Source organism: Kitasatospora sp. NPDC059571 (assembly GCF_042735675.1).
Lineage (GTDB): Bacteria > Actinomycetota > Actinomycetes > Streptomycetales > Streptomycetaceae > Kitasatospora.
The window spans coordinates 28,265-41,044 of the sequence record NZ_JBHWBW010000006.1; the positions used below are offsets into that span (position 1 = coordinate 28,265).

Here is a 12,780-nt window from a genome sequence, read left to right on the forward strand (position 1 = left end):
GCTGCCACCCGGTCAGGGGCCATCGCTGCCCCGCTGCGGTGCCACGTCGGCCTCGGTCGGCGGCTCCGGCACCCCGCGGGTGGCCGGCCGGTAGAGCAGGAGCGGTGCTGCACGGTTCATGCGGGCCTCGGCAGTGGTGGGTCCGGCCGCCGCGGGCGTCGCGGGCGGGGGACCGGTCGACGCCCCCGCGGGCGCCAGCCTGCCGCGGCCGCGACCCGGCCGCAGGCTCCGGCTCGCACCGCTGGGCCGTCGGAGGGACACCCGTCCCCCCGACGGCCCAGCGCGCCGGCGACCCGCCGCCGCGCCTCCGCCCCTGCGCGGATCGTTCGCCGGGAGTTCGGGCCGGCGTCACCCGGCCGCCGCCGCGCACCCGCCGCGGGGTCAAGCGCGGGTCAAGGATTGGGCGCAGGGCACGGTCGGGGCCTATCCTTGTCGCGGTTTGAACAGACACCTCGTTCGGTGAGGCGTCTTCACGGACACAGGCCACTGATCCCACCCGTCGAGAGACGCTCCGGATCAGGACAGGTCTCCCCGGCCCAAGGGGTGATCCCAAGTGGCTTCCCCGCCCGCGCGGGGACACGCCGTGGAGTGCCAAAGCTCTGACGAGTGGGGGTGCGCCGGGGACGTCCCGGCCCTCTATTGCCGCGCCGCCGCGACACGTTCGCGGCCGGGACCGGGAGGAGGCGGGATGGACAGTAGTCCGGGTCATAGTCGGCCCCTCCCCGTGGTGTCCTCGTCGTCCCGCGGCGCGGAAGAGCCCCGCCTCACCTGACCACGCACCGGCCCCGCCGGCCCGCGCGCGGCAACCCGCCGCCGCGCGGCCCGACAGCCGGTCCGCCGTGCCGCTGCCGTCCGGCCGACACGGCCCGGCGCCGGTCGGCCGAGGCAGGCGACCCGTGCTGCCCGCTGCCCCGTCATCCCGGGGCAAGGGGGTGTTCATCGTGCCTGCCCAGACTCTCCTCATGTCCACCACGGCCCGCCTGCGCGACCGCAGGGCCGTCGCCGACCGCCGGACCACCGCCTCCCGGACGGTCCGCGGCTCGCTCGTCTCGCTCGCCGGACTGATCGGCGGCCCGGTCGCCAACCAGGCCGGCGAGGAGGTCGGCCGCGTCGTCGACGTCGTCGCCCGCCTGTACGGCCCCGACCCGTACCCCCCGGTCACCGGCCTCATCATCCGGATCGGCCGCCGCCGCGCCTTCCTCGCCGCCGACCGGATCGGCCGGCTGGAGGCCGGCCGGGTCCGGCTGCGCACCGCCCGGGTCGACCTGCGCGAGTTCAGCCGCCGCCCCGGCGAGGTGCTGCTCGCCCGCGACGTGATGGACCACCAGCTGGTCGACGTGGACGGCGTCCAGGTCACCCGCGCCGCCGACCTCTACCTCGCACCGCTCGCCGAGCGGACCGTCCTGGTCGGCGTGGACGTCTCGCTGCCCACCCTGCTGCGCCGACTCGGCCCGCGCCGCTGGCAGGCCCGCCCCACCCCGGATCGCGTGCTCGACTGGCAGGCCGTAGCCCCGTTCGGCGAGCAGGCCACCCACGGCCCCGCGGAGGTCCGGCTCCGCGCCTCCCGCACCGCCCTGCACCGGCTCCGCCCGGCCGACCTCGCCGACATCCTGGAGGACCTCGGCCGCGCCGAGCGGCAGCAGCTGCTGGGCTGGCTCGAACCGGAGCACGCCGCCGACGCCCTGGAGGAGATGGAGCCGGCCGAGCTGGAGAACCTGCTGCGCGAGGCACCGCCGGAGCACGCCGCCCGGCTGGTGGACGAGATGGAGCCGGACGAGGCCGCGGACGCCCTGCGCGACCTGAAGCCCGGGGAGCGGGAGCGGCTGCTCGCCCGGATGCCCTCCGCCGAGGCCGACGAACTGCGCGGACTGCTCGCCCACCGCGAGGGCACCGCCGGCGGGGCGATGACCACCCTGCTGGTGACCGCCCGGCCCGGGCAGAGCGTCGCCGACGTCCGCGCGGAGCTCGCCGGGCAGGCCGAGCACCGCACCGAGATCCCCGGCGTCGCCGTGCTGGACGAGGACGGCCGGCTGATCGGCGACATCGCGCTGTTCGACCTCGCGGTCGCCGAGGACGCCGCGCTGGTGTCCGACCTGGTCGCCTGGCTGGAGCAGTTCGGCCCTCCCGTCACCGTGCCCCCGGAGACCCGGCTGGCCGAGGCCGCCGACCGGCTGGTCGCCGCCCGCACCTCCTCGCTGCTGGTGGTCGACGACGCGGGACGCCCGCTCGGCCGGGTCCTCGCCGACGACATCCTCGACGCCCTGCTGCCCGAGCGCGGGCGCCTGCACTTCCGGAGGCTCTTCTCGTGACCAGCGACCTCGACACCACAGCGGCGCCCGCCGCGGCCGCCGCCGCCACCGGGGGCACGGCCGCGCCCCGCCGCCGGGGGCTGCGCCGGATCGCCGCCGTCGCCATGGTCGCCGGGCCCGGCCTGGTCGCCGCCAACGCCGGCAACGACGCCGCCGGCATCGCGACCTACGCCGGCGCCGGCTCCCAGTTCACCTACGGGACGCTGTTCTTCATGGTCCTGGTCACCGTCGCGCTGGTGATGGTCCAGGAGATGGCCGTCCGGCTCGGCGCCCATACCGGCAAGGGCCTCGGCGCGCTGATCCGCGAGCAGTTCAGCCTCCGGCTGACCGCGCTCGCCGTCGGCTGCCTGCTGCTCGCCAACACCGGCCTGGTGGTCAGCGAGTTCGCCGGCATCGGGGCCGCCTTCGAACTGCTGGGCGTGCCCAAGTGGGCGGTCGTGCCGCCGGCCGCCGTACTGCTCTGGTCGCTGGTCCTGTTCGGCTCCTACAAGTGGGCCGAGCGGATCTTCCTGGTGATGTCGCTGGCGTTCTTCGCCTATCCGGTCGCCATGGTGCTCGGCCACCCGCACTGGGGCGACGTCGGCGCGCACCTGGTCGTGCCGCACGTCCAGCCGAGCAAGGCCTTCGTGCTGCTCGCGGTGGCCCTGATCGGCACCACCGTCAGCCCGTACATGCAGTTCTACGCCGCGGCCGGCGTGGTCGACCGCGGGGCCAAGCCGGAGGACTACAAGCTGATCCGGGCCGACGCCGTCCTCGGCGCGGTGTTCGCCTGCGTGATCAGCCTGACCATCATCATCGCCACGGCGTCCGCGATCGGCGGCAGCGGGCCGCTGCAGTCCGCTGCCCAGGCCGCCGAGGCGCTCAGGCCGGTCGCCGGGCAGGGGGCCGAGCTGCTGTTCGCGTTCGGGCTGATCGGGGCCTCCGCGCTGGCCGGCGCCGTCGTCCCGCTGTCCGCGAGCTACGCGATCGGCGAGGCGGCCGGCGTGGAGCGCTCGGTCTCCCGCAGCTTCCGCGACGCGCCGCTCTTCCTCGGCGTGTTCACCGCGCAGATCGCCCTCGGCGCGGCGGTCGCGCTCACCCCGGTGAACGTCATCCAGCTGCTCATCGGCACTCAGGTCCTGCAGGGCCTGATCAGCCCGGTCGTGCTGGTCTACCTGCTGGTCCTCACCAACCGCCGCTCGGTGCTCGGCGCCGCCGCCAACGGGCCGCGCTACCGGATCGCGGCCACCGCGGTCGTGGTCGGCGTCGCGGCGATGTCCACGGTGCTCCTCGTGCAGACCGTGCTCGGCTGGTTCGGCATCGGCTGATCGCATCGCACCGCACCGCACCGCACCGGGCCGCACCGGGCCGCACCGCACCGGGCCCGCCGCGCCGCCGGAGTGCGGCGGGTCAGCCGATCCGGCCGGAGTCCCCGGCGCCCGGTGCGGACGGCGCCCAGGTCGGCGCGGCCGATGCCTGCCCCGGGTCGGCCTCGCGCATCGACAGCCGCATCCCGTCGGCGCCCGCGTGCCCGGCGAGCCGCATCCGGAAGTCCTTCACCTGGCCGGTGTCGTGGAAGTACAGCACCACGGTCTGCCGGTCCTCACCGGCGTCGTAGAACTCCGCGGTGACCTCACCCCGGGCGCCCCGCCCGAACGCGGCGACCCAGTTGGCGGCGGTCGCCCGGTGCTCGTCGGCCGAGCCGTCCGGGCCCGCCAGCGCCGCCAGCCGCTCGGTCTCGCCGTCGGCCATCCGCCAGACCGCCTGCTGGGTCAGCTGCAGGGTGTCGACCGCGGGATAGCCGACCACCTTCAGATGCCGGTGGTTGGCGTAGTCCGACGCGTACGCCGTCCCGGCCTCCGCCTGACCGGAGCACCCGGCGGCGAACGCCGCCGCCCCGGCCGCCAGCATCCCTGCGGCCGCCGTGCCGTACCTGCCCACACTGCTCCCCGTCGTCGGACCGGACGTCCTCCGGCGCTCCGGCACCCTATCCCGGGCCCGGCGGCGCGCCGGTGACGGGTCCTGCCGCTGCGTCAGCAGCGCGCCGCGGCCGCGGGCCGCTCCACGGCGATCAGGGCGATGTCGTCGGCGAGATGGTGGGTCCAGTCCCGGACATCGGCGCTGACCGTGGCGACGAGACCGTCCGGGGCGGTCGGGCGGCGGGCGGCGAGGCGGTCGGCGAGCGGATAGAAGTCGCCGGAGGCGTTGCGCGCCTCGGTGAGGCCGTCGGTGTACAGGAGCAGCATGTCCTGCTCGGGCAGCGGGATGCGGTGCGGGACCGGGGTGTGGCCGCCGAGCGAGCCGAGGCCCAGCGGGAGCAGGGACGGCAGGCCGACTCGTCGCTTCCCTTCCAGCCTCCCGGCCACATAGGGAGTGAGTAAGGCACAGAAGTCCCTTCTTTCCCTTACCGGCGGCTCCCGGGTGCAGAACGGATCTCAGGGCCGTCCGGCGTCACGTTCCAGGTGCGGGGTACGGCGGTGTCGCAGAAGACGCAGTGGTAGTCCTCGTCGCGGACGATGCCGATCCGCCGGCAGGACGGGCAGCGGCGGAACACCACCTCGTGGGTGAAGCCCTCCGGCCGGGCCAGGCCCGCGCGGTCCAGTGCCCGGGCGACGGCCGTCCAGCAGGGGAGATCGGGGCAGTACCCGGTCGACTGGTTGGTCACCTCGCTCACCTGCCACCCGGCGGCCTGCCGTACGAAGCCGATCTCGCCGGCGGCGAGGACCGGGCGGCCGCCCGCGCAGGCGATGTGTTCGCTGCGGCGCGGTGCCAGCAGCAGCCGGCCCGCGGTGTCGACGACGAAGGTGAACGGTTCGGCCGTGCCGTGCTCGGCGGCCCAGGCGTCGAGATCGCCGTACGAGCCGATCGGGCACCCCTCCGCCCCCGGCCGGACAGTGGCGCGCAGCCCTGCCGGGCCCACGTAGCGGTAGCGGCGCCACCCGTCGGTCGTCACCGGCCCATCGTCGGCGGGGCCGCCCCGGGTGTCCACCGGGTTCTGCGCGGCGGCGTTGTGGGGGTGGTGGCCGGGGTGGTGGACTGGGTCCGGGCGCGGTGGAGGAGGCGGGGAATGGCGGCGGACGGTGGGGGCTGGCGGCGGCTGGCGCGGCGGGTGGTGCACGAGGGGCCGTACCTGCGGTTGGTGGCGGACAGCATCGAGGGGCCCGGGGGGCCCATGGTGTACGAGCACGTCCAGGTGGCCGACGCGGTGCGGGTGGTCGCGATCGAGGACGACGGCACGCTGCTCCTGGTCGAGGACGGCTTCTATCTGACGGGCCGCCGGATGAAGCACCTGCCGGGCGGCGGAGTGGAGCCCGGTGAGGATCCCCGGGCGGCGGCCGCGCGGGAGCTGGAGGAGGAGACCGGCCGGCGGGCGAGCCGATGGCGTCGGTTGGGGGTGGTCCATCCGCTGCCGGCCAGTACGGCGGCCGCCACCCACCTGTACCTCGCCACCGGGCTCGGGCCGGGCCGGATCGACCGCGACGCCGAGGAGGAGTTCCTGACCGTGCACCGGACGACGCTGGCGGGCGCGGCCGCGCTGGTCCTCGACGGGGAGATCACCGAGGCGGGGAGCGTGGCGGCGATCCTGCGGGCGGCCCGCGACCTGCCGGGCTGAACCGGCGGCCGGCTGCGACCGGTGACGCTGCGGCAGGTGCCGGAACGTCAGTCCGCCGGCCCGGTGCTGGTCCGCAGGCCGGCGAGCAGGGCGTCGATGGTGCGGCGGGTGGTGTCCGCCATCGCCACCGACCGCGGGGCGAGCAGCCACTGCACCTGGAGGCCGTCCATCACGGCGACGATCGCCGCGGCCACCCCCTCGACGTCCAGGTCGGCCCGGGTCTCGCCCAGGTCGCAGGCCTCGCGCAGCGCCTCGGCCACCATGGCGCGCAGCCCCTCGTACCGGCGCCGGAAGAACTCCTGGGCGGGGTGGCCCTCGGTGACGCTCTCGGCGGAGAGCACCGTGTACAGCCGCACGATGCCCTCGCGCTCGGCGTTGCGCCGGACGGTGTCGACCAGGTGGTCCAGGAAGGCCAGGCCGTGCGGCCGCTCCGGGCCCAGCTGTTCGATCTCGGAGTTGTCGCGCAGCTCCAGGACGCTGCTGAGCAGCGCGGTCTTCGAGCGGAAGTGGTGCAGCAGACCGGCCTGGGTGAGCCCGGCACGTTCGGCGATCTCGGCCAGCGAGGCGTTGTGGTAGCCCCGGGTCGCGAAGGTCTCCATCGCGATGGCGAGGATCTCCTCGCGGCGGCGGGCGCTCTCGGGGCGCGGCACGCGGGCCCGCGGTACCGGACCGGCGGCCACGGCCCGTTCGCTGCTGCTGTCGACACTCATCGGCGCAGTGTACTCGCGCGTCCGGCACCGCCCGGCCGCCCCGGAGCGGGCTTCGCCACCCCCGTCGGCGGGTGATTCGTCACGCTCTGAATTTAGTCGCGCATGACACTTACCAAGTGGTCGGTAGGTCTGATTGCATGTCAGCCGTCGCAGCACGTCCACACCCTCGGCAGGGGCCCCGCGGCCGCTGTCGGGCGCGCCTGTGCGCCTGTTCCGCCATCCACTGTGAGACGGAGAGACTCGATGAGGACATCCCTGCCGACCACGGCCGGCCGCCCGCGCGGACGGACCCTGCTCGGGGCCGCGGTGCTCGCCGCGGCCCTCACCGCGGGAGCGGTGCCCGCCGGCGCCGCCCAGACCGCCCCCGCCGCCGGGCACCGTCCGCTGCCGTACCTCGACGCGCGGCTGCCGGTCGAGCAGCGCGTACGGGACCTCCTGGGCAGGATGACCCTGGAGGAGAAGGTCGGCCAGATGACCCAGGCCGAGCGGAACGCGGTCGACGGCGACCGGGCGCAGATCACCGGCCTCGGCCTCGGCTCGCTGCTCTCCGGCGGCGGTTCCACCCCGACCCCGAACACCCCCGCCGCCTGGGCGGACATGGTGGACGCGTACCAGCAGCGCGCCCTCGACACCCGGCTGCACATCCCGCTGCTGTACGGCGTCGACTCGGTGCACGGCCACGGCAACCTGGTCGGCGCGACCGTCTTCCCGCACAACATCGCGATGGGCGCGACCCGCGACCCCGCGCTGGTCGAGCAGGCCGAGCGCATCACCGCCACCGAGACCCGGGCCACCGGCCCGCAGTGGGTGTTCGCACCGTGCGTCTGCGTCGCCCGCGACGACCGCTGGGGCCGCACCTACGAGAGCTTCGGCGAGGACCCGGCCCTGGTCTCCCGGATGGAGACCGCGCTCGACGGCTTCCAGGGCAACGGCCGGTCCGACCTGGCGCGCCCGGACCGGGTCCTGGCCACCGTCAAGCACTTCGCAGGCGACGGCGACACCGCGTACGGCTCCTCCACCAGTGGCAGCTACACCCTCGACCAGGGCGTCACGGTCACCGACCACGAGCACTTCCGGACCGTCGACCTCGCCCCGTACGTCACCGCGGTCCAGCAGCACCACGCCGGCAGCATCATGCCGTCCTTCTCCAGCGTCGACTGGACGGAGGACGGCGTCGGCAACCCGGTCAAGATGAGCGCGAACAAGGAACTGCTGACCGACGTCCTCAAGCAGAAGATCGGCTTCGACGGCTTCCTCATCAGCGACTGGGAGGCCATCCACCAGCTGCCCGGCGACTACGCCGCCCAGGTCCGCACCGCGGTCGACGCCGGCCTGGACATGTTCATGGAGCCGTACAGCGCCCCGCAGTTCGAGCAGACGCTGCTCGCCGAGGCACGGGCCGGCCGGGTGCCGCAGAGCCGGATCGACGACGCGGTGCGCCGGATCCTGCGGGCCAAGTTCGAGCTCGGCCTGTTCGAGCACCCCTTCACCGACCGGCGCAACGCCGGCACCGTCGGCTCCGCCGCCCACCGCGCCGTGGCCCGCCGGGCCGTCGCCGAGTCGCAGGTCCTGCTGAAGAACACCGGCCACGCCCTCCCGCTGAAGGCCAACCAGAAGATCTACGTCGCTGGTGCCAACGCCGACGACATCGGCAACCAGGCCGGCGGATGGACCGTCACCTGGCAGGGCGGCTCCGGCAGCACGATCCCCGGCAGCACCGTCCTCCAGGGCATCCGGGCCGCCGCACCGGCCACCACCTACAGCCGCGACGCCTCCGCACCGACCGACGGCTACGACGTCGGCGTGGTCGTCATCGGCGAGACCCCGTACGCCGAGGGCGTCGGCGACGTCGGCAACGGCCACACCCTGGCGATCTCCGCCGCCGACCGCGCCGCGGTCGACCGCGTCTGCGGCACCATCCCCACCTGCGTCGTCCTCGACGTGGCCGGCCGCCCGCAGATCATCACCGACGAACTGCCGAAGACCGACGCCTTCGTCATGTCCTGGCTGCCCGGAAGCGAGGGCGAGGGAGTCGCCGACGTGCTGTTCGGCAAGCAGGCCTTCACCGGCAAACTGCCCGTCAGCTGGCCACGCAGCGAGGCCCAGGAGCCGATCAACGTCGGCGACCGGAACTACGACCCGCTGTTCCCCTTCGGCTACGGGCTGACCCTCCACCGCTGACCGGTGGCACCCAGCAGCCGTCGGCCGACCCCGGCGGCGGCACAGGGGCCGGCCCGGCGTCCTCGGACGACCGCGCCGGCCCCTGTCGCTGCACCCGCCCGTGCCCTGCGCCGACCCTCTGCACCCGCAGTTTGACGACGACTCACCCCACCCGGGAGCGGCCGGACGGGGATGGTCGGTATTCCCTCGTTCGGCGGGTGTGGGGGCTCGGACGGGCTAGTGGGGTGGCGGGTCGGGGGTTTTCGGGTGGCGGGTTGGGGGTGGGTGGTCTGACGGTTGGTGAGGTGGCTGCCTGAGTGGACGAGCTGACGTTCTGTTGGCGATCGGGTGGCTTTGGAAGGGTGTTGTTCTGATGCGTTCTACTCGTGTGCTGGTGGTTGGTGCGGCGTTGTCGGCTTCGCTGGTGCTTGCCGGTGGGGGTGCGGCGTTCGCGGAGGACGGCCACCGGGCGGATGGGAAGCCGGGTGTGAGTGCGGGGCAGTCGGACCCTCGTCAGGGTGAGGACAAGAAGGGTGAGGACAAGAAGGGTGAGCACGGGTCGGACCCGCGGGGTGGGGTGCATGCGGGTGGTGGTGCGCTGGCGATGACGGCGGACGACCCGGCGGGCCGGATGGACGAGGGGAAGAAGGACGAGGGGAAGAAGGACGAGGGGAAGGCGCACGAGGAGAAGAAGGGTGAGGACAAGAAGGGCGGGCACGGTGCGGACCCGAAGGGTGGGGTGCACGCGGGTGGCGGGTTCCTGGCGATGGTGTCGGACGACCGGCCGGCGGGTGCGGGTGAGAAGGACGTGAAGGCGCACGAGGACGGCAAGTCGGGTGCGTCGGACCCGAAGGCCTCGGCGGACCCGAAGGCGCACGAGGACAAGAAGGGTGAGCACGGGTCGGACCCGCGGGGCGGGGTGCACGCGGGTGGTGGCGGTCTGGGTGCGGCCGGTACGGATGTGCTGGGTGCGTCGGCGCTGCTGCTCGGTGGTGCGGGTGCGACGGTGGTCGCGGTGCGTCGTCGTCGTGCGGGGTCCGCGTCGCTCTGATCCCGCTGCTGGTGCGGCGTGTCCTGTAGGCCCGTGTCCTGTGGGCCGTAGCCCGGTGGGGGGGGCCGCCCCCCCCCCCGCGGCCGGCGTAGAAGCGGTCGAGGTCGGCCCAGGGGATCCGGGCGAACTCCTGCGACTGGCCGGGGAAACCGGACGGGTTGTGGACGGAGAGCGCCTCCTCGTCGGCGCCGACGGCCAGCACGAGGTGGCCCCCGGTGCGCGGCGGCGCCGGGTCGAGGGTGCGGACGGACGGGTGGACGGAGATCATCGGCAGCCGGCCGGCGGCCAGGTGGCCGGCCAGGTCCTCGGCGGGCAGCGGGGCGACCGCCTGCGCGTACAGGCCCCAGCGGTCGCGGGCGTAGGCGGCGAACGGCGCGTGGATCAGGCCGTCGAGCCGCCCGTCGGGGTGCCGGACGTAGGCGCCGGCGCTGCGGGCCTCCTCGGCCAGCGAGACGATCGGCGGGGCCACCCCCCACCAGTGGTCGAGCGCCATCCGCAGGCAGGCCATGCCGCAGGCGCGCCACGACCAGTACGCGTACTCGTCGCGGTCCGGTGCGCCGGACTGCTCCCAGCGCGGGTCGTCGTCCGCCTCGACGGTGCCGGCGATGATGTCCGGGACGAGTTCGGGGGACTCCCACTGGGAGTAGTACGGGACCGGGTGGCTGATCGGCTGCACATGATCATTCTTGCGCACCCCCGCGCGGCACGCGCCCGCAGCCCCCCCCGTCAGAGAATGCCCGCTCCGCGCAGCAGCCAGCGGTTGGTGCGGCCGACCAGGCCGGCCCGGTCGAGGACGCCGACGACCTTGGCCGCCATCCCGGTCTTGGCGGCCCGCCAGTGCGGGTTGCGGCGGGCGGCGCGGCGGCCCTCCTCGGGGTCGATGCCGACCGCGGCGTAGACCTGCGGGTGGATCAGCCGGGTGGTGGCGACGTAGATCACCACGCCCATCAGCAGCTGCTCGACCCGGCGGCGCACGGGGCCGAGGTCCTGGCGCTGGAGTTCCTCGCGGGCGTAGCTGATGTGGCGGGCCTCCTCGATGACGTGGATCCGGGAGACCTGCCGGACGAGCGGCTGCAGCGACTCGTCGTTCATCATCTGGCGCTGGAAGGCGTCCAGGATCTCCTCGACGTACATGGTGCCGCCGAAGGTCTGGCTGTGCGTGGAGACCGCCTTGAACACCCGGCCCAGCTCGTGGCCGACCCGTCCGGCACCGTACGCCGGGGCGCCCATCTTCGCGATCATCCGGGCGAACATGACGGAGTGCCGGCACTCGTCGGCGATCTCGGTGAGCGCGTACTGGACGTGCGCGGTGGTGGGGTCGCGGTCGAAGGCGTGCCGCAGCAGCATCTGCATCAGGATCTCCTCGAACCAGATGCCGACGCTGGCGACGCTGGCCACCTCGTGCTTGCCCAGCTCGATCCGCTGCTCCTCGGTCAGGCCGGCCCAGAGCTCGGTGCCGTAGAGCGAGGTGTGCTCGGGGGCGATGTAGTGGGCGCCGGGGACGGGGTCGGCGTCCCAGTCGATGTCCTTCAGGGGGTCGAAGGAGAGCTTGGCGGAGGAGGCGAGGAGGCGTTCGGCGGTGCGCCGGCGCTGCCGGTCCCGCTCCTCCAGGACGGCGGTGGTGGCCTTGCGCGCGGTGGTCGCCATGGGGTCGGCTCCTCGGTCGCTCGGGTGGGGGTCTGCCGAGACCGTAGACCGTATTAGATTGACCGTCAATAACTCGCTCCGCGAAAAGGCCCGCCCCGCTGCGACGGGGCGGGCCTCAGCGGACCGACGGGGCGGCCGGACTACCAGGCGTAGTCCTCCGGGGCGGTGCGGTGGCCCGGGAAGATCTCGTCCAGGCGGTCCAGCGCCTTCTGGTCCAGCGTCACCTCCAGCGCGCGGACGGCCGCGTGCAACTGGTCCAGGGTGCGCGGGCCGACGATCGGCGCGGTGACGCCCTCCCGGGAGAGCAGCCAGGCCAGCGCCACGTCGCCCGGCTCGTGGCCGAGCTCGGCGGCGAGGTCCTCGAACGCCTGGATCTGCTCGCGGTGCGACTCCAGGGTCTCCGCGGCCCGGCCCGAGGTGCGGCGCACGCCCTCGCGCTCCTTGCGCAGCACCCCGCCGAGCAGGCCGCCGTGCAGCGGGGACCACGGGATCAGGCCGAGGCCGTAGTGCTGCGCGGCGGGCAGCACCTCCAGCTCGACGCTGCGCTCCAGCAGGTTGTACAGCGACTGCTCGCTGGTCAGGCCGAGGAAGTTGCGGGCCCGGGCGGTCTCCTGGGCGCGGGCGATGTGCCAGCCGGCGAAGTTGCTGGAGCCGACGTAGATGATCTTGCCCTGAGTGGTCAGCACCTCCATCGCCTGCCAGATCTCCTCCCACGGAGTGGCCCGGTCGATGTGGTGCATCTGGTAGAGGTCGATGTGGTCGGTCTGCAGGCGCTTCAGGCTGGCGTCCACCGCGCGGCGGATGTTGAGCGCGGAGAGCCGGCCCTCGTTGGGCCACTCCCCCATGTCGCCGTACAGCTTGGTGGCGATCACCGTCCGCTCGCGGCGGCCGCCGCCGCGGGCGAACCAGGTGCCGATGATCTCCTCGGTGCGGCCCTTGTTCTCGCCCCAGCCGTAGACGTTGGCGGTGTCGAAGAAGTTGATGCCCGCGTCGTGGGCGGCGTCCATGATCCGGTGGGCGTCCGCCTCCTCGGTGTGCGGACCGAAGTTCATGGTGCCGAGGCAGAGGCGGGAGACGGTCAGGCCGGTGCGGCCGAGATGGGTGAACTCCATGGCGCCCACCCTCCGTCACCCCGGGCGCACTGTCCAGCATTTCGTTCGGCCGACAGATCAATTCCGGTCGGCGGATCGATTCCGGTCGGCGGCCGGCCCGGTGCGGGGGCCGCCGCCCGCGGGGGACCGCCCCCCGGGCCCCCCCCCGGGGGGGGGGGGCCCCCCGCCCCAGCGCCACCCACCGCGGCGCGGCGCGGGC

At 74.3% G+C, this 12,780-nt stretch carries 11 protein-coding genes, 1 pseudogene and 1 riboswitch; of the genes and pseudogenes, 5 read left to right on the top strand and 7 right to left on the bottom strand.

Annotated features, from left to right (window positions below; translation table 11 throughout):
- Positions 1–444: 444 nt before the first annotated feature.
- A riboswitch (M-box (ykoK) riboswitch) is annotated at positions 445–619 on the top strand.
- Positions 620–962: 343 nt separating this feature from the next.
- The gene (locus tag ACFV0G_RS02195; protein ID WP_380540150.1) at positions 963–2,309 is read left to right on the top strand and encodes a magnesium transporter MgtE N-terminal domain-containing protein; all 1,347 of its coding nucleotides are present in this window, start codon (positions 963–965) and stop codon (positions 2,307–2,309) included.
- On the top strand, positions 2,306–3,616 hold the full coding sequence (locus ACFV0G_RS02200; RefSeq protein ID WP_380540153.1) for an NRAMP family divalent metal transporter: 1,311 nt from the start codon (positions 2,306–2,308) through the stop codon (positions 3,614–3,616). Before ACFV0G_RS02195 ends, ACFV0G_RS02200 begins: the two co-directional genes overlap by 4 nt.
- An 82-nt stretch (positions 3,617–3,698) precedes the next feature.
- Here ACFV0G_RS02200 and ACFV0G_RS02205 read toward each other — a convergent pair whose 3' ends face one another.
- The 3 genes from ACFV0G_RS02205 to ACFV0G_RS02215 form a co-directional block, all read right to left on the bottom strand.
- Positions 3,699–4,229, bottom strand: coding sequence for a hypothetical protein (locus ACFV0G_RS02205; RefSeq protein ID WP_380540156.1), 531 nt, complete (start codon positions 4,227–4,229; stop codon positions 3,699–3,701).
- Between the two features lie 92 nt (positions 4,230–4,321).
- Positions 4,322–4,654: a SpoIIE family protein phosphatase gene (locus ACFV0G_RS02210; RefSeq protein WP_380540159.1), complete on the bottom strand. Its 333-nt coding sequence runs from the start codon at positions 4,652–4,654 to the stop codon at positions 4,322–4,324.
- A gap of 38 nt (positions 4,655–4,692) precedes the next feature.
- Positions 4,693–5,241, bottom strand: coding sequence for a hypothetical protein (locus ACFV0G_RS02215; RefSeq protein ID WP_380540162.1), 549 nt, complete (start codon positions 5,239–5,241; stop codon positions 4,693–4,695).
- Positions 5,242–5,355: 114 nt separating this feature from the next.
- On the opposite strand from ACFV0G_RS02215, the gene ACFV0G_RS02220 reads away from it, so the two are divergent.
- The gene (locus ACFV0G_RS02220) at positions 5,356–5,901 is read left to right on the top strand and encodes an NUDIX domain-containing protein (protein ID WP_380540164.1); all 546 of its coding nucleotides are present in this window, start codon (positions 5,356–5,358) and stop codon (positions 5,899–5,901) included.
- A 47-nt stretch (positions 5,902–5,948) separates the two neighbouring features.
- On the opposite strand, the gene ACFV0G_RS02225 is transcribed toward ACFV0G_RS02220, so the two are convergent.
- Positions 5,949–6,611 carry a TetR family transcriptional regulator gene (locus tag ACFV0G_RS02225; protein ID WP_380540166.1) on the bottom strand — a complete coding sequence of 221 codons (663 nt, stop codon included), beginning with the start codon at positions 6,609–6,611 and terminating at the stop codon, positions 5,949–5,951.
- 243 nt (positions 6,612–6,854) lie between these two features.
- Between ACFV0G_RS02225 and ACFV0G_RS02230 the strand changes: the two genes are divergently transcribed.
- Both ACFV0G_RS02230 and ACFV0G_RS02235 read left to right on the top strand, forming a co-directional pair.
- Positions 6,855–8,792, top strand: coding sequence for a glycoside hydrolase family 3 protein (locus ACFV0G_RS02230; protein ID WP_380540169.1), 1,938 nt, complete (start codon positions 6,855–6,857; stop codon positions 8,790–8,792).
- 583 nt (positions 8,793–9,375) lie between these two features.
- Positions 9,376–9,822 (top strand): hypothetical protein, encoded by a 447-nt coding sequence (locus tag ACFV0G_RS02235; protein WP_380540199.1) that lies wholly within the window; start codon positions 9,376–9,378, stop codon positions 9,820–9,822.
- A gap of 166 nt (positions 9,823–9,988) precedes the next feature.
- Here ACFV0G_RS02235 and ACFV0G_RS02240 read toward each other — a convergent pair.
- The 3 genes and pseudogenes from ACFV0G_RS02240 to ACFV0G_RS02250 all read right to left on the bottom strand — a co-directional run.
- Positions 9,989–10,516 (bottom strand): annotated as a pseudogene (locus ACFV0G_RS02240) (C39 family peptidase); the annotation flags it as partial.
- A gap of 32 nt (positions 10,517–10,548) precedes the next feature.
- A complete protein-coding gene (locus ACFV0G_RS02245; protein WP_380540172.1) occupies positions 10,549–11,469 on the bottom strand; it encodes a diiron oxygenase in 921 nt (306 codons plus the stop codon).
- Between the two features lie 140 nt (positions 11,470–11,609).
- Entirely contained in the window at positions 11,610–12,581 is a 972-nt protein-coding gene (locus ACFV0G_RS02250; protein ID WP_380540175.1) for an aldo/keto reductase, read from the bottom strand.
- Positions 12,582–12,780: the final 199 nt, after the last annotated feature.